The sequence below is a fragment of the Streptomyces sp. NPDC102283 genome (genome assembly GCF_044766265.1).
GTDB lineage: Bacteria > Actinomycetota > Actinomycetes > Streptomycetales > Streptomycetaceae > Streptomyces.
Window position 1 is genome coordinate 18,668 of the sequence record NZ_JBIWLQ010000012.1, and the last position, 20,444, is coordinate 39,111.

The window sequence follows — 20,444 nt, forward strand, 5'->3', positions numbered from 1 at the left end:
GGGCGCCCGGAGGAGTGCCGAAGCCGCCCGAGGTGACCGGCGTCGATCTCGCCCGGGTCGCGTTGCGGGCGGCGAAGGAGCAGGCCAGGGCGCGGGGCGCGGCGGCGCAGCAGAAGAAGCAGGCCAGGCGGGGTGGCGGGCTGCGCTCGGGGGCGCGGTCGGACGGCCGGGATCCCCAGCCGCTGGGCTCCGCGATCAACCGGCTCATCACCGAGCGGGGCTGGGAGACGCCCGCGGCGGTCGGCGGGGTGATGGGGCGGTGGCCGCAGATCGTCGGCGACGATCTGGCGAACCACTGCGTGCCCCTGCGGTACGACGACGATCCGGACGCCCGGGTGCTGACCGTGAGCTGCGACTCGACGGCGTGGGCGACGCAGCTGCGGCTGCTGGCTCCGCAGCTGGTGGCCCGGCTGAACGCGGATCTGGGGCAGGGCACCGTACGGATGATCAAGGTGGTCGGGCCGGGGGGCCCGGAGCGCCGGTTCGGTCGGTTGCGGGCACCCGGCAGCAAGGGTCCGGGCGACACCTACGGGTGAGGGCGGGCCGCCGGGCGGAGGAGGGCGGGCCGCGGTGGGCCCGCGGTCGGGTTGCCCGCTCCTGCCGCCGCTTCCGGAAGGACGACCGTTGACCGCGCTGATCTGCACTTTTGGCGTAAACTTGTCGTGTACCGGGCGGGAGTATGGGCGGGTTCGTCAGGGTTCGCTCGAGAGGAAACCGGCCGGTACGGCCGGGGCGTCCCTCACCGTAGCGAGAGGTTGACAGGCCGAAGCGCTCAAAGCCCTTCAGGGCCTCTTGGAGCCCCTTCCCGAATATGGGGAGTCGTCAGCCGCTCATTCAGGGCGGCACATGCGTACTCAGGTACCGGCAAACCCCCATTCATGTCAGTGCTACCGGTAGACTGGTGAGTAATCCCGCCGCTGAGGCGGGAGTCGTCGATACAAGCCGAACGACGCAGCCGCTCCCGCCTGTCCGGAGAACGGCCTGTGCTGTGCCAGAAAGGGCGCTTCGTGGCCGATTCCGGCAACCCCAACGAGAACATTCCGTCCACAGCGGGCGAGCACGGCGAGGTCGCCGCCTCGTACGACGCCAGCGCGATCACTGTGCTGGAAGGGCTGGACGCGGTCCGCAAGCGGCCTGGCATGTACATCGGCTCGACCGGTGAGCGCGGCCTGCACCACCTGGTGCAGGAAGTCGTCGACAACTCGGTCGACGAGGCGATGGCGGGCCACGCGGACACCATCGACGTCACGATCCTCCCCGACGGCGGGGTGCGCGTGATCGACAACGGCCGGGGCATCCCGGTCGGCATCGTGCCGTCCGAAGGAAAGCCGGCCGTCGAGGTCGTGCTGACCGTGCTGCACGCGGGCGGCAAGTTCGGCGGCGGCGGCTACGCCGTCTCCGGCGGTCTGCACGGCGTCGGCGTCTCCGTCGTCAACGCCCTGTCCACCCGGGTCGCCGTCGAGGTCAAGACCGACGGCCACCGCTGGACCCAGGACTACAAGCTCGGTGTCCCGACCGCCCCGCTGGCCCAGCACGAGGCCACCGAGGAGACCGGTACGACGGTCACCTTCTGGGCCGACGGGGACATCTTCGAGACCACCGAGTACAGCTTCGAGACCCTCTCCCGCCGCTTCCAGGAGATGGCGTTCCTCAACAAGGGCCTCACTCTCAAGCTCACCGACGAGCGGGAGTCGGCGAAGGCGACGGCGGGCGCGGACAGCGCGGACGCGGTCGAGCCCGCCGAGGAGGAGACCGCCCGCACGGTCACGTACCACTACGAAAACGGCATCGTCGATTTCGTGAAGTACCTCAACTCCCGCAAGGGCGACGTCATTCACCAGTCGGTGATCGACATCGAGGCCGAGGACAAGGACCGTCTCCTCTCGGCCGAGATCGCCATGCAGTGGAACACGCAGTACACCGAGGGTGTCTACTCCTTCGCCAACGCGATCCACACGCACGAGGGCGGTACGCACGAGGAGGGCTTCCGTGCGGCGCTGACCTCGCTGGTCAACCGGTACGCGCGCGACAAGAAGCTGCTCCGCGAGAAGGACGACAACCTCACCGGCGAGGATGTCCGCGAGGGCCTCACCGCGATCATCTCGGTGAAGCTGGGCGAGCCGCAGTTCGAGGGCCAGACGAAGACCAAGCTGGGCAACACGGAGGCCAAGACCTTCGTGCAGAAGGTCGTGCACGAGCAGCTGACGGACTGGTTCGACCGGAATCCCAACGAGGCCGCCGACATCATCCGCAAGGGCATCGCCGCCTCGACCGCCCGGGTGGCGGCCCGCAAGGCGCGTGACCTGACGCGGCGCAAGGGGCTGCTGGAGAGCGCCTCGCTGCCGGGCAAGCTCAGCGACTGCCAGTCGAACGACCCCACCAAGTGCGAGATCTTCATCGTCGAGGGTGACTCCGCCGGTGGTTCGGCGAAGTCCGGCCGCAACCCGATGTACCAGGCGATCCTGCCCATCCGCGGCAAGATCCTGAACGTCGAGAAGGCCCGGATCGACAAGATCCTCCAGAACACCGAGGTCCAGGCGCTGATCTCGGCGTTCGGCACCGGGGTCCACGAGGACTTCGATATCGAGAAGCTCCGCTATCACAAGATCATTCTTATGGCGGACGCCGACGTCGACGGTCAGCACATCAACACCCTGCTGCTGACCTTCCTCTTCCGCTTCATGCGGCCGCTGGTGGAGGCCGGGCACGTCTACCTCTCGCGCCCGCCGCTCTACAAGATCAAGTGGGGCCGGGACGACTTCGAGTACGCGTATTCGGACCGGGAGCGCGACGCCCTGGTGGCGCTCGGCAAGCAGAACGGCAAGCGGATCAAGGAAGACTCGATCCAGCGCTTCAAGGGCCTCGGCGAGATGAACGCCGAAGAGCTGCGCGTCACGACCATGGACGTCGACCACCGGGTCCTCGGCCAGGTCACGCTGGACGACGCGGCGCAGGCCGACGACCTGTTCTCGGTGCTCATGGGTGAGGACGTCGAGGCACGGCGCTCGTTCATCCAGCGCAATGCCAAGGACGTCCGCTTCCTCGACATCTGAGTCGGCCGTACCAGCGACGCCGCAGCTCGAAAGGACTTTGACCAGCAATGGCCGACGAGAACACCCCTGTGACACCTGAACCCGTGACGCCCGAGGAAGAGACCGTCCCCGGTGTGGGCATGCGTGTCGAGCCCGTCGGGCTCGAGACGGAGATGCAGCGCTCCTACCTCGACTACGCGATGTCCGTCATCGTCTCGCGTGCGCTGCCCGACGTACGGGACGGCCTCAAGCCCGTCCACCGCCGGGTGCTGTACGCGATGTACGACGGCGGGTACCGCCCCGAGAAGGGCTTCTACAAGTGCGCCCGCGTCGTCGGCGACGTCATGGGCACGTACCACCCGCACGGCGACTCCTCCATCTACGACGCCCTGGTGCGCCTCGCGCAGCACTGGTCGATGCGGATGCCGCTGGTGGACTCCAACGGCAACTTCGGTTCCCCGGGCAACGACCCGGCCGCCGCCATGCGGTACACCGAGTGCAAGATGATGCCGCTGTCCATGGAGATGGTCCGGGACATCGACGAGGAGACCGTCGACTTCCAGGACAACTACGACGGCCGCAACCAGGAGCCGACGGTCCTGCCGGCGCGCTTCCCGAACCTGCTGGTCAACGGCTCCGCGGGCATCGCGGTCGGCATGGCGACCAACATCCCGCCGCACAACCTCCGCGAGGTCGCCTCCGGCGCCCAGTGGTACCTGGAGCACCCCGAGGCCTCCCACGAGGAGCTGCTGGACGCGCTGATCGAGCGCATCAAGGGCCCCGACTTCCCCACGGGCGCGCTGGTCGTGGGCCGCAAGGGCATCGAGGAGGCGTACCGCACCGGCCGTGGTTCCATCACGATGCGCGCGGTCGTCGCGGTCGAGGAGATCCAGGGCCGCCAGTGCCTGGTCGTCACGGAGCTTCCGTACCAGACCAACCCCGACAACCTCGCGCAGAAGATCGCCGACCTGGTCAAGGACGGCAGGGTCGGCGGGATCGCGGACGTCCGCGACGAGACCTCCTCGCGTACGGGTCAGCGCCTGGTCGTCGTCCTCAAGCGGGACGCGGTCGCCAAGGTCGTCCTGAACAACCTGTACAAGCACACCGACCTCCAGACGAACTTCGGCGCGAACATGCTGGCGCTCGTCGACGGGGTGCCGCGCACGCTGTCGATCGACGCGTTCATCCGCCACTGGGTGACGCACCAGATCGAGGTCATCGTCCGGCGGACGAAGTTCCGGCTGCGCAAGGCGGAGGAGCGGGCGCACATCCTGCGCGGCCTCCTCAAGGCCCTGAACGCCATCGACGAGGTCATCGCCCTCATCCGGCGTTCCAACACGGTGGAGATCGCGCGCGAGGGCCTGATGGGCCTTCTGGAGATCGACGAGCTCCAGGCCAACGCGATCCTGGAGATGCAGCTGCGCCGACTGGCCGCGCTGGAGCACCAGAAGATCACCGCCGAGCACGACGAGCTCCAGGCGAAGATCAACGAGTACAACGAGATCCTGGCCTCGCCCGCCAAGCAGCGCACCATCGTCAGCGAGGAGCTGGCGGCGATCGTCGACAAGTTCGGCGACGAACGGCGCTCGGCGCTGGTGCCCTTCGACGGTGACATGTCCATCGAGGACCTGATCGCCGAGGAGGACATCGTCGTCACGATCTCCCGCAGCGGCTATGTGAAGCGCACGAAGACGGACGACTACCGCTCGCAGAAGCGCGGCGGCAAGGGCGTGCGCGGGACGAAGCTGCGGGAAGACGACATCGTCGACCACTTCTTCGTCTCGACGACCCACCACTGGCTGCTGTTCTTCACGAACAAGGGCCGGGTCTACCGGGCCAAGGCGTACGAGCTCCCGGACGCCGGCCGGGACGCGCGCGGCCAGCACGTCGCCAACCTGCTGGCCTTCCAGCCGGACGAGAAGATCGCCCAGATCCTCGCGATCCGCGACTACGAGGCCGTGCCGTACCTGATCCTGGCGACGAAGGGCGGTCTGGTGAAGAAGACCGCGCTCAAGGACTACGACTCGCCGCGCTCGGGCGGTGTCATCGCGATCAACCTGCGCGAGATGCCGGACGGCGGCGACGACGAGCTGATCGGCGCCGAGCTGGTGTCGGCCGAGGACGATCTGCTGCTCATCAGCAAGAAGGCCCAGTCGATCCGCTTCACCGCGACGGACGACGCGCTGCGCCCGATGGGCCGTGCCACCTCGGGGGTCAAGGGGATGAGTTTCCGCGAGGGCGACGAACTGCTCTCGATGAATGTCGTCCGGCCCGGTACGTTCGTCTTCACCGCTACCGACGGCGGGTACGCGAAGCGGACCCCCGTCGACGAGTACCGCGTCCAGGGCCGCGGCGGCCTCGGCATCAAGGCCGCCAAGATCGTGGAGGACCGCGGATCGCTCGTCGGTGCGCTGGTGGTCGAGGAGACCGACGAGATTCTCGCCATCACGCTCGGCGGTGGTGTGATTCGTACGCGAGTCAATGAAGTCAGGGAGACGGGCCGTGACACCATGGGCGTTCAACTGATCAATCTGGGCAAGCGCGACGCCGTCGTCGGCATCGCGCGCAACGCTGAGGCCGGCCGTGAGGCGGAAGAGGTCGATGGGACCGATGACGTCGAGGGCGAGGCGGCCGAGGTTCACGCCGAGGGCGTGATCGAGGGCACTGTCGAGGGCACGGAGCCTTCGACCGGGGAGCACGAGGAGTAGAGCGTGAGTGGAGCCACGGGCGCCGGTTCGGCCGCTTCCGGAGCTGGAGCGAACGGTGCCCGTGGCCCTGCCACGGACTCCCAAGGGGGCACTGTGACGGACACACGAGGGCCTCAGCCCCAGTACGAGGGTTACGCGACCGGGCCCCTGCCCGGTGAGCGTGAGCCCGCACCGGGGCCGTCGGGGCCGTACCACCCGCCCCAGGCGTACCAGGCGCCCGGCGGCGGCACCCAGGGCGGCCAGCGCCCCGGACAGCCGGGCGACGGCACGTTGGGCGGCGCGCAGGGCGTGGGCGGCGCCCAGGCGACGCGCAAGCCGCGCACGGGGGCGCGGACCACTCCGCGTACCCGCAAGGCCCGTCTGCGGGTGGCCAAGGCCGACCCGTGGTCGGTGATGAAGGTCAGCTTCCTGCTGTCGATCGCGCTGGGCATCTGCACGGTGGTGGCGTCGGCGGTGCTGTGGATGGTCATGGACGCGATGGGCGTCTTCGAGACCGTCGGCGGCACGATCAGCGAGGCCACCGGCTCGAACGAGAGCAACGGCTTCGATCTGCAGTCGTTCCTGTCGCTGCCGCGCGTGCTCATCTTCACGTCGGTCATCGCCGTGATCGACGTGGTGCTGGCCACCGCGCTGGCGACGCTGGGCGCCTTCATCTACAACCTGTCGGCGGGCTTCGTGGGCGGCGTCGAGCTCACGCTGGCCGAGGACGAGTAGCGCGCCGGGTATCGATTTTGGGACTGGCCCCGACGTGCGCTAATCTTCAGAAGTCAGCGCAGCAGCGCGGCGGGGCTATAGCTCAGTTGGTTAGAGCGCATCCCTGATAAGGATGAGGCCACAGGTTCAAATCCTGTTAGCCCCACCAGCCTGAAGGCCCCTCACCGGAGACGGTGGGGGGCCTTTCGCATGTCCGGCCCCCCGAGGGCACGGGAAGGCGCCTACAGCGTGGACGCGTACATCAGCACCGCTACCGGAGTCAGCCCGCAGACGAGGCCGACCGAGAGGCACACGTACGCCAGGACCTTGAAGGCCCTGTGCTGTTGGGCCCGGCAGGCGGCGAAGCTGGTGAAGCTCACGACGGCCAGGCACGGCAGGACGATGAAGAAGAAGCCCAACGCGGCCACGGCGTGCCCTTCTGCTGATCCCGTCGCGGCCCGGCCGCTGGTGCGGGCCATCCTCGCAGGCCGTGCCGTGGGCACACGGGGCCGGGCACACGAAAAGGGCCCCCGGCCGGTGTGAACCGGACCAGGGGCCCCGGAGTGCGGTGGGCGCCGGGATCAGGGGGGTGGCGCCGGGGAGTCGCCTTCCGGGGCTGTGTGGTGGGAGCCGGCCGGGCCGGTCGTGGCGGTCTCCGCGGGGTCGAGCGACAGGTGACGCGTGGCCGGGGAGGAGCCGTGGGCCTCGGCGCGGATGCGCTGCTTCATCGTGGGCGGAAGCGCCCGGTCACGCGGAAGGGTCCATCGGACCGAGGGGGCGATCGGAGTTGCCGCGGTGGGGGCCGTGTGCTCCTGGGTCGTGGGGCTGGGCTGCGCCGCGGCGTTCGTGGCGTTCGCGGCGCTCGCCGTGGCGGTGGCGAGGCCCAGCGACGCCAGGAGGGCGAAGAAGGCGGTGATGAAGGCGGTCCAGAGGTTCTTGGGCTGGAAGGTGCTCATGGCCCCTCGCTTTCGGACGGTCCGGTTGCTGACTTCTCCGATCATGTGGATCCGGGCCGTGATTTCGAGGAGCGACGCCCGCTCTGCGCTGATCTTCGGATGAACACCACTCGTATGGTGCAACCGGTGTGGACAGGCCCTCCCGGGCGGCCGAAAGAGGGCGGCGGGAGGTCGTTCCGGACGCCGAAGAGGGGTCGCACCGAGGCCCCGGGCAGGTCACCGATCGGTATCGGCCGGTGTGTATAGTCGGCGACAGAAGGCCCTTACGCCAAGGAAAGACGAGGTCGCGCGGTGAAGAAGCTTCTCCTGGTCGCACTGGCCGCCATCGGCGGGCTCCTCGTGTACCGCCAGATCCAGGCGGATCGCGCCGAGCAGGATCTGTGGACGGAGGCGACCGACTCCGTGCCCGCAGGTTCGGGTGTGTGAGACGGCACAGTCTGTTACGGGCCCCGGTCGCTGAGCGGCCGGGGCTTCGTGCTGTTCGGGGCCCGTCTCTCGGCGTACGGGCCCTTTGTCGTGCCCGCGTGACGCCCGTACCTCTTGATGTCTCGCCCTCGCGAGTTCACTTGAGCACACGAATGAATTGCTCCAGTGAACTCCAGCGGACTCCGGTGAGGTGCCGGTGAGGCGCCGACAGGGGTCGCAACGCGGACAAGAAGGGGTAATGCGGCTGTGGCCGGAGACAGCGGCGGTGCGGGCGGGGCAGGATGGACCGGCATCGCGGCCGGACGGTCGACGGCACCGGCGCGTGGGGACGACGAGGGGAAGCGCGTGAAGAGGCAGCGCAACAGGGGCCGGGTGATGGCCGCGGTACTCGCGGCGATGTGCGCGGCGGCGGCCCTGCCGGGGCAGGCGCACGCGGCGGGCCCCGGGGTGTACGCGTTCGACCCCGACGCGAAGAACGTGCAGGGCGCGGCGACCAACGTCGAGGCGTCCACCCTGGACGAGGGCGTCCCGTACCGCAGCATGATCAAGCCGGGCGAGAAGCTCTACTACCGGGTCACGCTGGACGACGTCTCCGCCGCCTACGTGTCGGCGGTCGCGGTGCCCGGCGACAGCGGCGAGGTCGCCTACGGCGACGGCATCACCGTCAGCCTCCGGGAGACCGACGACACCCGGTGCGGCTCGGAGCGGGCGAACTTCGGCTCGGGTGAGTACGCGCGTCCCATCGCCGCGTACGCCTCCCGGACCATCGAGGAGGGCGGCGCCAGCTGCCAGGAGAGCGGCCAGTACGACGTACTCGTCGAGCGCGAGAGCAAGGAGACGTCCAACTCCGAAGCCTGGGGACTGGAGTTGCGCTTCCTTCAGGAGCCGCGGCTGAGGAGCGGGGTGTCCATGCCGACGGACGGGCCCGAGAGTTGGCCCTCGGCCTCGGCGAAGCCGCTGACCGGGAAGCAGGAGAAGCGGTCCGGCGGGGCCGGGTACTCCGAGGCCACCGGCCTGGAGGACGGCCGCTGGCAGGACACGGTCGCCCCGGGGCAGACCCGCTTCTACCGGGTGCCGGTGGACTGGGGCCAGCAGATCCATGCCACCGCCGGTCTCTCCAACAGCACGAGCACCGGCAAGGAGTTCGTGGGCAACGCGCTCACCCTGTCGCTGGACAACCCCGCCCAGGGGCATGTCTCCGAGGCCATGCTCTCGTACTCCGGAGGGCCCGCCTCCGCGTCCCTGCGTCCGCTGCCGCCGGTGGCCTACCGCAATCGGTTCGACCCGTCGGCCCAGGTCAGCGCCATGCGCTTCGCGGGCTGGTACTACCTGTCGGTGTCCCTCAGCCCGAAGCTCAAGGAGGCCTACGGCGAGGAGCCGATCCCGTTCGAGCTGGCGGTCCAGGTGAAGAACGACGCCGAGACGTCTCCGTACGAGGGTGACGCGGGGGTCTTCGGCGTCACCGACCAGGACCGGGAAGTGGCCCGGAAGGGGAAGAACGCCCGGGAGGCCGCGCAGAGCGGCCCGATGACGGTGGTCGCCGCGGCCGGCATCGGCACCGGGTCCGTGTTGGTGCTCGGGCTGGGCGTCTGGACGCTGCTGGCCCGCCGCCGCGCCGCCGGGGCCCCGGCCTCGGGTCAGCCGGCCGACGGGGGCCACCGGCCGCCGCAGGGCTGGTAGCCGGTCCGGCGGCGGGACCGTCAGATCTGGGTCAGGGCCCAGATGCCGACCGCGAAGCAGATCAGTGCCACCACCAGGACCGCGGCCGCCACCTTCGGGGGCGGTCCCGGACGCGTTCCCCGTGGGGGCACGTGGGGCGCGGCGTGCTGCACCGGCGGGGACGGCACCGGTGGTTGTTGACGCTGGGCGGTGTAGGTCCGGGTGGCGACGGGATCGTGCGGTACGCCGGAGGTCGGCGCCTGGGAGAGGTCCGGCGCGCCGACGGCGTACGGGGGCGGCGCGTCCGGCGCGAGCGGTGCGGCCGGCTGCTGGAACCCCGGCTGTGCGTAGGGCTGTTGCTGCGGGGGCGCGGCGCCGGGCGGGGGCGCGAGATGGAAGCTGCCCGTCTCGGACATCGACGCGAGAGGCGGTGTGTAGGCCTGTCGGCCGGGCCCCGGAACGGTCGGCTGCGCAGGGGTGGGCGCGGGCTTCTCGGGCTGCTGGGGGGCGGTGACGGGCCCGTCCGGGCCGAACCCGGCCGGCAGCGGCCCGATCTGGTCGAACACCTCCACCGGCTCGTCGTCCGGGCCGGGTTCGGGCAGCATCTCGACCGCCGCGGTCAGGGCCTTGCGCGCGCCCGTCGCGGTCCGGAACCGGGCGTGCGGGTCCGGCTGGAGCAGACCGGCGAGAACCTGCCACAGAGGCTCGGGAATGCCGCTCGGGGCACTCGGGGTGCCGTGCGCGGCGAAGTGCTCCACCAGGGCCCGGGCGTCGGGCTTCTGGCCCTGGATGAGGTAGAGCGCGACCAGGCCGACCGCGAAGAGGTCCGCGGGGAAGTCGGGCTCGGCGCCCATCATCTGCTCGGGCGCGAAGTAACCGGGGGTGCCGACCACGTAGTTGGTCTCGGTGAGCCGGGGCTCGCCCTTGCGCATCGAGATGCCGAAGTCGGAGAGACGCAGATGCGGGCGGCCCGTTCCGGTCGCCTCCATCAGGATGTTGGCGGGCTTGATGTCGCGGTGCACCACTCCTTCGGCGTGCACCGTGGAGAGGCCGGAGAGCAGCTGGTCCAGCAGCAGGCAGACGAAGCGCGGGGGCAACGGGCCGTAGTCGCCGATGACATGGGCGAGCGAGCCGCCGCTCACCAGATCCATGGTGAACAGGACCTTGTCGTCGTCGGCGGCCCAGCTGGCCGGGGCCAGCACGTGCGGGTGCTCGATGCGCAGGGCCTGTTCGCGGACGAAGCGCAGCAGCGTGTGCGCGTCGCTCTGCTGGAGCACCTTGGCGGCGACGTACCTGCGGCGGCGGTGGTCCCAGGCGCGCCAGACGGCGCCGACCCCGCCCCGTCCGATCGGATCGATCAGTTCGTACCGACCAGCGAAGACCTCACCCATTGTGCTGCGCCCGCTCCCCGTTCCTGTGGTGCCGCGGCGTCCGCCGCGGCCCGTGTCCGGCCCCCGTGCCCCTGACGGCACCAGGGCGTCGCACGGTGCGCGCGTGCCCTGGCTCCGTCGTCCGTCGTGGTCCGGAGTCGCTAGCTCTGGTGTCCCTCGTAGTGCGCGACCGCCTCCGCGGTGCGTCCCGCTCCGTACACCCTGAGGAACTCTGCCAGCTCCGGGTGGGTCGGGGCGAGGGCGTCCGCGGCTTCGATGATGTCGCCGGCCGCCGAGACCGACCGCAGCAGGGACTGGATCTCGCGCACCACACGGCGGACGGTGGGAGCGCCACCGGTGGAAGTGGTCTGGCCGGTGGCGGTCAGGACCGATCCGCCCTGCGACTTCTTGATCTCCTCCATGCGGTCGGTGGCCTCGCCCGCGCTGACGCTGCCGTCGGCGACCTGGCTCGCCAGCTCCTGGAGGGCCTGGACGCGCTGGACCACGGCGGGGTTCCCGATCTTGGCCCGCTGGCCGCTCATCAGCTGGGAGAGCATCGGGGCGGAGAGTCCGAGAACAGCGGCCAGCCGGGCCTGGTTCAGGCCGAGATCATCGATCAGTCGACGGAAGAGCGCCCCCAACGGCTCCCCGTACCAACTGCGTTGAAGCTCTCTGGCTCTTGCCGTCGCCTCTTGTTGCGCTGCGTCCATGGCGTCTCCCCATCGCTCCGGCTTCGCTGCTGCGAACCTGCGAGCATCTTACGGAGCGTGGTCGTCCACGGGGAGTCCCTATCCTTTTGCAGGATTGCGGGGGTCACCCGGTACTCTGGTCCACGACGGTAGCCCTGGCACGGACGTGCCGGGCGTTGCCCTCGTTCGTTGTGGCCCGGGGCCTTAGCTCAGTTGGTAGAGCGCTGCCTTTGCAAGGCAGATGTCAGGAGTTCGAATCTCCTAGGCTCCACTTAGTTAAACCCCTCTGACCTGCGGAAACGCGGTCAGAGGGGTTTTCTTTATGCCGGTTTTCCGTGCTGACGCAGCAGCAGCACGGCGCTGACACGGTGAAGGCGGAGGCGCGGGATTCCGGGGCCGGGCGGTGAGGCCGGGCGGTGGGCATCGCCGGAGGAGCCGGCCGTGCCCCCTCCACCTCCGTGCCCCTCACCCCGTGCCACCCATGCCCCCTGTGGCCGCCCTGGCCACCTGCGGCCGTCCTGGCGCCCCGCGGCACCGCTGAGCCTGCTGCCCGAACCCGCCCGTCGGGCGAGCGACCCACCCTCTGCCCGTACCTCGTCCTGGTGCCCGGGTCAACCTCCAAAGATGCAGGTCCACACAGATCGTGCGATCGCTAAATTGTTCGTCGTCGGCCGGTTCGAGTTCGCAATGCGGGCCCGAGCCGATTCGGCGAACAAGCACCGTGCGGCGGAAGCATGGTGAATTCAATGGAACCGAGAAGGGGGTGCAACCGAAATGAACGAGATTCAGGCTGCGGAGACCGAGGTCGCGACGATCGAGGTATCCGACGAGCAGATCGAAGCGCTGCTGTGGCCGCGCTGCCTCCAGGCCATCCCGGAGGATGTCCTGTCGCGCATCTAGTAGAGGACGTTTGACGCCTGAAGGCGTCCCGACTTGGAAGGAGAAGTGATCCCCTTGCGTGTCTCGTACCGTGATGACACCTGTTCGGTGATTGACGACTTTCTCGACCGGGACGCCTTCGGGCGTCTGAGCAACAGTATTCAGTACATTGACTACGGGCTCATCCACTCGACGAAATGGAACAAGCCCTACGGTCCGCCGGGGCTGCCCGTCATTCAGAGTGAGAGAGTCCTGCGGGGCCAGAAGGAGTCGACCCCGGAAGGCCTCGGTCTCATCGGCGACTTCGTGGACCGGCTGCAGAGCGGTGGCGAGGGGCTCTCGGACGGGCCGGGCGCCGGGGTGATCGGCAGCCGCATCCTGACCGGCAAGGTCGTGGCCATGGGCGCCGGGGCGGGCTTGTTCTGGCACGCCGATACCGACCAGGTGGACGGCGCGTACATCTTCTACGCGCATCCTCGCTGGGATTCCTCCTGGGGCGGTGAGCTCCTGGTTCTGGACGGCACGACGGAACTCGGCGTCGGGGAACGGGCCCGAGACGCCGCCGGCAGTACCGGACGGCCGGACTACGAGGCCGTGGGCGCGATTGTCGGACCTGATTTCCGTACCGATCCGGCAGAAGAGCGGCGGATGCGGATCGGCGCCGGCCGTTTCTACTCGGCACGCCCCAACCGGCTCGTGCTGATCAACGGCCGGGCCGAGCACCGCGTCAATCCCGTACTCCCCGCCGCCGGTGACCATTTCCGGTGCAGCATTGTGGGTTTCGCAATAAAATGACTTCTTACGCGGAACAGGCCGTCCTTTCTTCCTTCGAGATCGACAATGACCCGAGCGACGCTTTCGCCGACGATGCCTATCGGGCGTTGGAATCGGCGCCGCCGATCGCCAGGACCTCGCGCGGCGACTATCTCGTCACCGGCCATCCGGAGGCCGTGCATATTCTTCGCTCTCCCGATGCGGAGCCACGGTTCGATTACCCCACGGCGGGCAGTCGCTGGAACCAGCTTGCCGAGAAGTTCTTCGTCTTTCTTGACGGGACCGCGCACCGGCGCCTGCGCTCCGCGTTCGACACCGACTTCGCCCGGGGAGCTGTCAGCGCCGAAGGCCCCCGGCTGGAGGCGCTCAGCGCGTCCTGCGCGGAGGCCTTCCGGTCGCGGGCCGAGGCCACGGGCAGCGCCGACGTCATCATGGACTTCGCCGTTCCGTGCACCGTGAAGATCCTCGCGCACCTCCTCGGCCTGGACCCCGCGGCTGTACCCACGGTGGTGGAGCTCGCCGGTCGCATCCGTTCCACCGGCGACGAGGACCGCGACTTCCTCGACCGGGTGGCCGTGGAGCTGCGGTCGACCGCGGAACTCCTGATCGACACCGCACGGTTCGAGGGCGATCTGCCGGCCCGGCTGGCCGCCGCCTGTGAGGGCGATCGCGAACTCATGTGCGCGACCGTGGCGTTGCTGCTCCTGGCGGGCTTCGAGACCAGCGCGAACCTGTTCGGCAACCTCGTGCTCGCGCTGCTGTGGGAGCCACGCCGTCTCCAGGCCCTGCGCGCGGCAGGCCCGGGCCGGCTTCCCGCCGCGGTGGAGGAGATGCTCCGTCTTCACTCGCCCGCCCACGTGGTGGCACGGACGGCGCGCAAGGCCATCACGGTGGCAGGGCACACGCTGCCGGCGGGGGCCCGGATCGCGGTCTTCCTGCGGCTGTGCAACATGGACGCCCGGGTCTTCGACCGGCCCCGGGAGATGGACCTGGGCAGAAACCCCAATCCGCACCTGAGCTTCTCGCACGGGCGCCACTACTGCCTCGGCGCATCGCTCGCCCGGGTCGAGATCAGCGCCATGCTCGGTGCGCTGCTGCCGGTGCTCGCGGGCATGGAGGCCGACCGGTCCCAGGGGCACGCGTGGACGGAACAGGCGCTCGGCCGTTCACTCGTGGCGCTCCCCGTCCGGCCGCTCCCCGTCCGGCCGCGCTCCCTCACGACGCCGGGAGGCCGGTCGTGAGCGTATCGACGCATCTGACCATCGGCGGGCTGCCCCCGGTGCGGCGGATCGGCCTCGGCGGCAACAAGTTCTGCGGACCCGACGCCTGGGGGCCGCCACGTGATGTGGCGGAAGCCGTCACCGTGGTGCGGGTGGCCTGCGACAGCGGGATCGATCTCATCGACACGGCCGGCTCCTACGGCCCGGGCTGGTCCGAGGAGATCGTCGGACGCGCCCTGGCCGGCCGTTCGGACCGGCCGGTCGTCGCCACCAAGGTGGGCCAGCGGCACCCCGCGGCCCGCACCTGGACCGCCGACGGCCGGCCCGAACGGCTCGTCGAGGAGGCGCGCGACTCGATGCGCCGGCTGGGCCGCGGCCACCTCGACCTCGTACAACTGCACTGTGTCGATCCGGCCGTCCCCATCGAGGAGTCGCTCGGAGCGCTCTGGGACCTGCGGGACCGGGGCGAGGTACGCGAGGTCGGCGTCTGCAACGTATCGGCCGAGCAATTGGCCCGCGCCGTGCGGTCCGGCCGCATCGCCTCGGTCCAGAACCGGTTGTCGCTGCTGCGGCTGGACGAGGCGACGCTCGCCGTCGTGGATGCCTGCGCGGCGGCCGGTAGCGCCTTCCTGGCCCACCAGCCTTTCGATCACGGTCAGTTCTTCCTCTCCGGCGCTCTTGAGGACGCCCCTCGGAGGCTGGCGCGCAGCGCCGTCGGGCAGCTGGTGCTGAGGCTCCTCCTGGAGGTCGGCCGTCATGTGGCGCTCATCCCGGGATCGGCCGACGTCGGCCACATCCGGGCCAATCTCGGCGCACTGCACCTGGAGCTCGCGGGGGACGAGATGACCGGGGTGCTGCACGGGCTCCCGGACGCCGTCGCGGCGCGCCGGCGGATCCTCGGCGTGCCCGGCGGGGCCGATGAGCTGCCGCCGCGCCTGGGCGCGACACCGCACACGACCATCGAGGTGCCGCAGCAGCAGATCACGCAGAACGGTGTGCCCGGTGCGCGCGACGAGCTGATCCGGCGCACGAGCGAGCTGCCCGGAGTCCGGGTCCGGCGCACGCTCCTGGCGATCCCGGGCACCGTGGCCTTCCACGTGGCCGGCGAGGAGCCGCCGGGTGACGGCCTCATGGCAGGCACGGAGTTCCTGCACTTCCACCCGCCGCACGACGGGTCGCTCCACGCCGTCTTCAGCGCCGAGGACCATGCCGAGCTCCTGGCCAAGCGGTGGGCTCTGCCCCATCTGCTCACCGGATACGTCGTCCATGACCGGTCCCTGCTCGTCTGGGCGCCGCGCGACCGGTCCGAGCTGGAGATCTGTTGGCAGATCATTCGGCGGGCCCACCGGTACGCCATGTCCGCCGTCACGGCCGGGTCCACGGGGGCACACCGATGAGGGTGGGGATTCTGGGCGCCGGTCCCTTCGGGCTGGCCCTCGCCGCGCGCCTGGCACGCCACGAGGTCCCGGTACGCGTCACGACCCGCCATGTGGCCGAGGCGACGGAACGGGCCCACCGATACCCCGTCTTCGCCGGGCGTCCGGCCCTCCTCGCCGACATGGCGACCGTGCTGGCCGACGCCGACCTCCTGGTCCTCGCCCTGCCCTATCCCGTCGCGCTGCGCCTGAGCCGGCGCTTCCCGGCCTTCTCCGCCGGAAAGCTGCTCATCGACGTCACGAATCCGCTGTTCGCACGGGAACAGGGCGACCCGTTCGGGGCCGGGGAGGGGTGCCTCGGAATCGCCCGGGCCCTGCCCTACGTCCGGATCGCCAAGGCGTTCAACACCTTGACCGTCGCCGGGCTCGACTCCGACGCCCCCGACTACGCGCCGTACGCCACGGACGACGGGACGGCCGCGGACGCCACCGAGAGCATCGCGCGCGGGATCGGGCTGCGGCCGGTACGGATCGGGCCGCTGTCCTGCGCCGCGCACCTGGAAAGCGCTGCGCTCGTCGACCGACTCACCTCAGGAGCACGCCTTGACTGAAGTCCCTCAGCACTCCGAAGTCCCTCAGCACTACGGAGTCCCTCAGCACTACGGAGTCCCTCAGCACTACGGAGTCCCTCAGCACTACGGAGTCCCTCAGCACTACGGAGTCCCTCAGCATTCCGAAGTCCCTCGGCATTCCGAAGTCCCTCGGCATTCCGAAGTTCCTCAGCGCGGGGCAGTTCCTCAGCACCCCGCGGGCCACTCCGCGTCCAGTCGGATCGACCGGATCACGGTGGTGGGCACCGGGATGCTCCCGACCCGCGACATCACGGTGGGCGGGATGGCCGTCATCCGTACGGCCGATGTCGTCGTGTACTCGGCCACCTGGCCGGGGATCAGCCGCTGGCTCACCTCGATGGGCCCGCGCCGGATCGAGGACATCTCCGGACTCTACAGACTGAACGGCGTGGACTCGGACAACTACGACGCCATCCTGGAGGCGCTCCTCGGCCTCGCGAGGGAGGGCGGGCACGTCGCCTATCTGGTGCCCGGCAACCCTCACCTCGGCGTCTCCACCACCAGCGTGCTGACCAGGATGGCCAAGGAGCGGGACGACCTGCGGGTGGAGATCGTCCCCGGTGTCTCCAGCTTCGACACGATCGCGGCAGACCTCGATGTCGACTATCTTTCCCGTGGCACGACGGTCATCGACTCCAACCGGCTGCTGATGTACAAGGTCGGACTCGACAGCACGCTGGGGGTGTTGATCTATCATCCCGCCTCGGTGGGGAACGTGCGCGTCGACTTCGAAGCGCCCTGGAAGTCCAACAACCTGTCGTCGCTGCGGGACTACCTGCTCCGCACCTTCGCCGCGGACCATCCGTACTACGCCGTCATCTCGGCGTCGGCGCCCGGGCGGAGCCCCGAGGTCACCCGCGGGACCCTGGGGCAACTCGCCTCCGACGCCCAGGTGTTCCAGTACGGCTCCTCGCTGTACGTGCCGCCGGCAGCGGACTTCGACCTCGACGAGGACTTCGTCCGACGCCTCACCGCCGGGCTCGCACAGAACAGAAGTTGAGCGGCCGATCGGCGGACTCCGTCACCGCTGCCGCAGCTCACGTGGGGGGAGACACGATGACGGACCTGACGGACCTGGCATCCGACCGGGCCGCGTGGCGACGGTTCCGCAGGCTCTGGTCGGCGACCGCGACGTCGAATGTCGCCGACGGCGTCCTGATGGCAGCGACCCAGTTGGCCGCTCTCACCCTGACCCGGGACCCCGTCGCCATCGCCGTCATCACCGCGGTGCAGTACCTGCCCTGGCTGCTCCTCTCGATTCCGATGGGGACGCTGGCCGACCGTGTCGACCGGGTCCTGCTGCTGCGGACGGCCAGCGCCACCCGTGCCGTCGGCGCCGGCGTCCTCGCACTGGGCCTGGCGACCGGCCACGTCCACATCGTCATGCTCTACGGACTGGCCTTCGTCTTCGGAGTCGCCGAGACGCTGTACGACAACACGTCCTCGGCGCTCGTCCCCGGCATCGTCGCGGATCATCAACTGGAGCGGGCCAACGGACGGTTGCTGGCGACCTACACGCTCGCCAACAGCTTCGTCGGACCTCCGCTGGGCAGCGGTCTGTTCGCGCTGGCCGTGGCCGCACCGTTCGCCTTCGGCTCCGCGGGCTATGCGGTGGCGCTCGTGCTCATGTTCCTGCTTCCCGTCAGCCGGCGCGGACCGGCTGACGGGAGGAAGCCGAACACATTCCTCCAGGACCTGCGCGAAGGCATCCGCGGGTTCACCGGGTCCCGGATGCTCATCGCGCTGTGCGCCCTGTTCGGCGTCGGCAACCTGGTCAGCGCCGCCACCTACAGTCTCGTCTCCCTCACCGTCGTCGAGCGGCTCGGTGCCGCGCCCGCGATGTTCGGCCTCGTGCTAGCGGGCGGAGCGGTCGGGGCCTGCCTGGGCGGCTTCTACGGCGACCGCGTCGGCGCGTTCACCCGTCCGGGGACGACGCTGGTGTGGACGACCGTCGTGTCGGGCCTCGCGACCGCCGGGATCGGCCTGGTCGACAGCGCGGCGGCCATGAGCGCCCTGATGGCGCTCGACGGCTTCGTGGTCATGACCCAGTCCGTGATCGCCGCCAGCCTCCGGGCTCGCCTCATTCCTGATCGGATGCTGGGCCGCGTCACCGCCGTCTTCCGCACGCTCGCGACGGGCGCCTCCGCGTTGGGGGCGGTCCTGGGCGGCGTGCTGGCAAAGAACCTGGGCCTGTCCTGGCCCTTCTACATCGGAGGCGCGATCTTCGTCGTACTCGGGCCCGTCCTCTACCGATGGCTCAGCAACGCACACATCGCGGCGGCGACGCCGGGCAAGGAAACCGACCCCGTGGAGTTGACCTAGTGTTCGAGGTTCATCATCAGGCCCGCATGCTGGCCGACGCCGTGCGCGTCTCGGCCTTCCGGGACGCGCTGGCGGAGGTCGTCGCCCCGGACGACCGCGTCCTGGACGCCGGGACGGGCACGGGCATCCTCGCCGCCATCGCCGCCGAGTACACGACCGGGCCGGTCACCGGGGTCGAGTACCTGACGGACACCGCCGCCTTCGCCACCGCCGCGACGCGGACCTCCGGGCTCGAACGCGTGCGCATCGTCCAGGGCAACGTCACGCAGGCGGACGTGGGCGGCCCACCGGACGTCGTGGTCTCGGAGACCATCGGCGCGCTCGGGCCGGAGGAGAACATCGTCGGCCTGACGTACGCCCTTCGGCAGCGCTTCCCGGAGATCCGCGCCTTCGTCCCGGCGCGGCTCCGGGTGCTGGCCGAGCCGCTCGTCTCGGCCGAGGCCGACCGGATGAGCGAGCGCGTCGTCGGCGCCTTCACCCGGCCGCAGCCCGGCGGGCTGTCGTTCAAGGCTCTGCTGCCCGAGGTGGAGCGGGCGTTGGGCGGCCGGATCGTCACCGAGCGCCTCACCGACGCCGTGCCCGCCGGTGAGCCGTGCGACCTGGTGGCGTACGAGCTCGGGGTGACGCCGGACGCGGACTTCGGCCGCACGATGGACCTGGGCGGCTCCGACGCCAACGCGGTGCACCTGTACTTCGAGGCCGTCCTGGCGCCGGGCCTGCTGCTGAGCAGCCACCGTACCCAGCCCTTCACCCACTGGGGGCACTCGTACGTCACCCGACCCGGCGGCGCGCGCTGGGTGAGGTTCTCCTACGAGCACGCCTCGCGGCGCTTCACGTGCCGGTGGTCGTCCGAGGCCTGAGGCCCGCCTCGCGGGTCCTGCGGGGCGCTCGCGCGCGCGTCGTTTCCGGGCTTCGCAGCGGAGGGCGGTCCGAGTCCACGGCTCGTTGGGGCCCGGTGTCCCTGTCGGCTTCCGGACGCCGGTCTCGTACGATCCGGAACTGTCCCGCTGCCTCCGAGGACCGAGCGCCGGGGACACCAGGCACACTTCATACGTAAACAGTCGAGCCACAAAAGGACTCAGGCATGATCACGTTGACGAAGGAAGACGGCCCGGCCGACCTGGGCGGGGTGACCCATCTGTCCATCGGGGCGTCCTGGGACCCCACCGTCGGGAGCAGCGGCGGTCTGATGGGCAAGCTCCGGCAGAAGGCCGGAACGGACCTCGACCTGATCGCCATCGCGTTGCAGGGCGGGGACCCGGTGCGGCTGGCCGGACTGGACTCCCTGGACCCGCTGGGCAACGGATCGCTGGTGCACAGCGGGGACAACCAGACCGGGCACGGAGACGGTGACGACGAGACGGTGACCGTCGAGTTCGCCAAGATTCCTTCGAACATCACGTCGATCGTCTTCATCGCCGCCGCGTACAAGAAGCGCAGCGCGTTCAGCAACGCGCGCAACATCAGCTTCAAGGTGTACGACGCGACGGGCGGCAGCACGCAGCAGGTCGCCGACATCTGGCCGAGCATGCTCACCCAGGACAACGGCGTCGCGGTGGCCAAGGCGATCCGCGAGGGCGCCGGCTGGAAGCTCCAGGTGATCAACGAGACCGGGAAGATCAAGCAGGGCGACGAGCAGGCCCTGATGCGCTTCGCCGTGAGCCGGTAGTCGCCGGTGGGCGGGGCTCCGCGGCCGTCTTACGGCGGA

The 20,444-nt window shown here is 70.0% G+C and carries 19 protein-coding genes and 2 tRNA genes; 17 read left to right on the top strand and 4 right to left on the bottom strand.

Annotated features, from left to right (window positions below):
* The first annotated feature begins 32 nt into the window (after window positions 1-32).
* The 5 genes from ACIRJT_RS23340 (at window position 33) to ACIRJT_RS23360 (ending at window position 6,602) form a co-directional block, all read left to right on the top strand.
* Window positions 33-536 (top strand): DUF721 domain-containing protein, encoded by a 504-nt coding sequence (locus ACIRJT_RS23340; RefSeq protein ID WP_371627916.1) that lies wholly within the window; start codon window positions 33-35, stop codon window positions 534-536.
* Between the two features lie 447 nt (window positions 537-983).
* The gene (gyrB, locus tag ACIRJT_RS23345) at window positions 984-3,053 is read left to right on the top strand and encodes a DNA topoisomerase (ATP-hydrolyzing) subunit B (protein ID WP_215103611.1); all 2,070 of its coding nucleotides are present in this window, start codon (window positions 984-986) and stop codon (window positions 3,051-3,053) included.
* A gap of 47 nt (window positions 3,054-3,100) precedes the next feature.
* Window positions 3,101-5,740 carry a DNA gyrase subunit A gene (gyrA, locus tag ACIRJT_RS23350; RefSeq protein ID WP_403912098.1) on the top strand — a complete coding sequence of 880 codons (2,640 nt, stop codon included), beginning with the start codon at window positions 3,101-3,103 and terminating at the stop codon, window positions 5,738-5,740.
* Window positions 5,741-5,833: 93 nt separating this feature from the next.
* Window positions 5,834-6,454 (top strand): DUF3566 domain-containing protein, encoded by a 621-nt coding sequence (locus ACIRJT_RS23355; protein ID WP_403912100.1) that lies wholly within the window; start codon window positions 5,834-5,836, stop codon window positions 6,452-6,454.
* 71 nt (window positions 6,455-6,525) lie between these two features.
* Window positions 6,526-6,602, top strand: a tRNA-Ile gene (locus ACIRJT_RS23360).
* A 73-nt stretch (window positions 6,603-6,675) separates the two neighbouring features.
* On the opposite strand, the gene ACIRJT_RS23365 is transcribed toward ACIRJT_RS23360, so the two are convergent.
* Window positions 6,676-6,912 carry a hypothetical protein gene (locus tag ACIRJT_RS23365; protein ID WP_403912102.1) on the bottom strand — a complete coding sequence of 79 codons (237 nt, stop codon included), beginning with the start codon at window positions 6,910-6,912 and terminating at the stop codon, window positions 6,676-6,678.
* A gap of 102 nt (window positions 6,913-7,014) precedes the next feature.
* Window positions 7,015-7,389 (bottom strand): DUF6344 domain-containing protein, encoded by a 375-nt coding sequence (locus ACIRJT_RS23370; RefSeq protein WP_403912105.1) that lies wholly within the window; start codon window positions 7,387-7,389, stop codon window positions 7,015-7,017.
* Between the two features lie 291 nt (window positions 7,390-7,680).
* Between ACIRJT_RS23370 and ACIRJT_RS23375 the strand changes: the two genes are divergently transcribed.
* The gene (locus ACIRJT_RS23375) at window positions 7,681-7,815 is read left to right on the top strand and encodes a DLW-39 family protein (protein ID WP_003958712.1); all 135 of its coding nucleotides are present in this window, start codon (window positions 7,681-7,683) and stop codon (window positions 7,813-7,815) included.
* A 345-nt stretch (window positions 7,816-8,160) separates the two neighbouring features.
* Window positions 8,161-9,495 (top strand): hypothetical protein, encoded by a 1,335-nt coding sequence (locus ACIRJT_RS23380; RefSeq protein WP_403912107.1) that lies wholly within the window; start codon window positions 8,161-8,163, stop codon window positions 9,493-9,495.
* Window positions 9,496-9,515: 20 nt separating this feature from the next.
* Here ACIRJT_RS23380 and ACIRJT_RS23385 read toward each other — a convergent pair whose 3' ends face one another.
* Window positions 9,516-10,865: a serine/threonine-protein kinase gene (locus tag ACIRJT_RS23385; protein WP_403912110.1), complete on the bottom strand. Its 1,350-nt coding sequence runs from the start codon at window positions 10,863-10,865 to the stop codon at window positions 9,516-9,518.
* A gap of 140 nt (window positions 10,866-11,005) precedes the next feature.
* Window positions 11,006-11,554, bottom strand: a complete 549-nt coding sequence (locus ACIRJT_RS23390) for a helix-turn-helix domain-containing protein (protein WP_371624615.1) — start codon at window positions 11,552-11,554, stop codon at window positions 11,006-11,008.
* A 177-nt stretch (window positions 11,555-11,731) separates the two neighbouring features.
* On the opposite strand from ACIRJT_RS23390, the gene ACIRJT_RS23395 reads away from it, so the two are divergent.
* The 10 genes from ACIRJT_RS23395 (at window position 11,732) to ACIRJT_RS23440 (ending at window position 20,405) form a co-directional block, all read left to right on the top strand.
* Window positions 11,732-11,804, top strand: a tRNA-Ala gene (locus ACIRJT_RS23395).
* A gap of 503 nt (window positions 11,805-12,307) precedes the next feature.
* Window positions 12,308-12,433 carry a hypothetical protein gene (locus ACIRJT_RS23400; RefSeq protein ID WP_403912114.1) on the top strand — a complete coding sequence of 42 codons (126 nt, stop codon included), beginning with the start codon at window positions 12,308-12,310 and terminating at the stop codon, window positions 12,431-12,433.
* A gap of 45 nt (window positions 12,434-12,478) precedes the next feature.
* A complete protein-coding gene (locus ACIRJT_RS23405; protein WP_403912117.1) occupies window positions 12,479-13,207 on the top strand; it encodes a hypothetical protein in 729 nt (242 codons plus the stop codon).
* Entirely contained in the window at window positions 13,204-14,427 is a 1,224-nt protein-coding gene (locus ACIRJT_RS23410) for a cytochrome P450 (protein WP_403912119.1), read from the top strand. The genes ACIRJT_RS23405 and ACIRJT_RS23410 overlap by 4 nt, the downstream gene beginning before the upstream one ends.
* Window positions 14,424-15,803 carry an aldo/keto reductase gene (locus ACIRJT_RS23415; RefSeq protein ID WP_403912121.1) on the top strand — a complete coding sequence of 460 codons (1,380 nt, stop codon included), beginning with the start codon at window positions 14,424-14,426 and terminating at the stop codon, window positions 15,801-15,803. Before ACIRJT_RS23410 ends, ACIRJT_RS23415 begins: the two co-directional genes overlap by 4 nt.
* Window positions 15,800-16,393, top strand: coding sequence for an NADPH-dependent F420 reductase (locus ACIRJT_RS23420; RefSeq protein WP_403912122.1), 594 nt, complete (start codon window positions 15,800-15,802; stop codon window positions 16,391-16,393). The genes ACIRJT_RS23415 and ACIRJT_RS23420 overlap by 4 nt, the downstream gene beginning before the upstream one ends.
* Before the next feature lie 238 nt (window positions 16,394-16,631).
* The gene (locus tag ACIRJT_RS23425; RefSeq protein ID WP_403912125.1) at window positions 16,632-17,414 is read left to right on the top strand and encodes an SAM-dependent methyltransferase; all 783 of its coding nucleotides are present in this window, start codon (window positions 16,632-16,634) and stop codon (window positions 17,412-17,414) included.
* A 56-nt stretch (window positions 17,415-17,470) separates the two neighbouring features.
* Window positions 17,471-18,736: an MFS transporter gene (locus ACIRJT_RS23430; protein ID WP_403912127.1), complete on the top strand. Its 1,266-nt coding sequence runs from the start codon at window positions 17,471-17,473 to the stop codon at window positions 18,734-18,736.
* 26 nt (window positions 18,737-18,762) lie between these two features.
* A complete protein-coding gene (locus tag ACIRJT_RS23435) occupies window positions 18,763-19,596 on the top strand; it encodes a methyltransferase domain-containing protein (protein ID WP_403912129.1) in 834 nt (277 codons plus the stop codon).
* Window positions 19,597-19,820: 224 nt separating this feature from the next.
* The gene (locus tag ACIRJT_RS23440; RefSeq protein ID WP_007447254.1) at window positions 19,821-20,405 is read left to right on the top strand and encodes a TerD family protein; all 585 of its coding nucleotides are present in this window, start codon (window positions 19,821-19,823) and stop codon (window positions 20,403-20,405) included.
* Window positions 20,406-20,444 lie beyond the last annotated feature (39 nt).

Bases quoted from the DNA above. Each gene is read 5' to 3' on its own strand.
- gyrA (WP_403912098.1), top strand. From the start codon at position 3,101: ATGGCCGACGAGAACACCCCTGTGACACCTGAACCCGTGACGCCCGAG.
- ACIRJT_RS23365 (WP_403912102.1), bottom strand. From the start codon at position 6,912: ATGGCCCGCACCAGCGGCCGGGCCGCGACGGGATCAGCAGAAGGGCAC.
- ACIRJT_RS23370 (WP_403912105.1), bottom strand. From the start codon at position 7,389: ATGAGCACCTTCCAGCCCAAGAACCTCTGGACCGCCTTCATCACCGCC.
- ACIRJT_RS23385 (WP_403912110.1), bottom strand. From the start codon at position 10,865: ATGGGTGAGGTCTTCGCTGGTCGGTACGAACTGATCGATCCGATCGGA.
- ACIRJT_RS23390 (WP_371624615.1), bottom strand. From the start codon at position 11,554: ATGGACGCAGCGCAACAAGAGGCGACGGCAAGAGCCAGAGAGCTTCAA.
- ACIRJT_RS23400 (WP_403912114.1), top strand. From the start codon at position 12,308: ATGAACGAGATTCAGGCTGCGGAGACCGAGGTCGCGACGATCGAGGTA.
- ACIRJT_RS23410 (WP_403912119.1), top strand. From the start codon at position 13,204: ATGACTTCTTACGCGGAACAGGCCGTCCTTTCTTCCTTCGAGATCGAC.
- ACIRJT_RS23420 (WP_403912122.1), top strand. From the start codon at position 15,800: ATGAGGGTGGGGATTCTGGGCGCCGGTCCCTTCGGGCTGGCCCTCGCC.
- ACIRJT_RS23430 (WP_403912127.1), top strand. From the start codon at position 17,471: ATGACGGACCTGACGGACCTGGCATCCGACCGGGCCGCGTGGCGACGG.
- ACIRJT_RS23435 (WP_403912129.1), top strand. From the start codon at position 18,763: ATGCTGGCCGACGCCGTGCGCGTCTCGGCCTTCCGGGACGCGCTGGCG.
- ACIRJT_RS23440 (WP_007447254.1), top strand. From the start codon at position 19,821: ATGATCACGTTGACGAAGGAAGACGGCCCGGCCGACCTGGGCGGGGTG.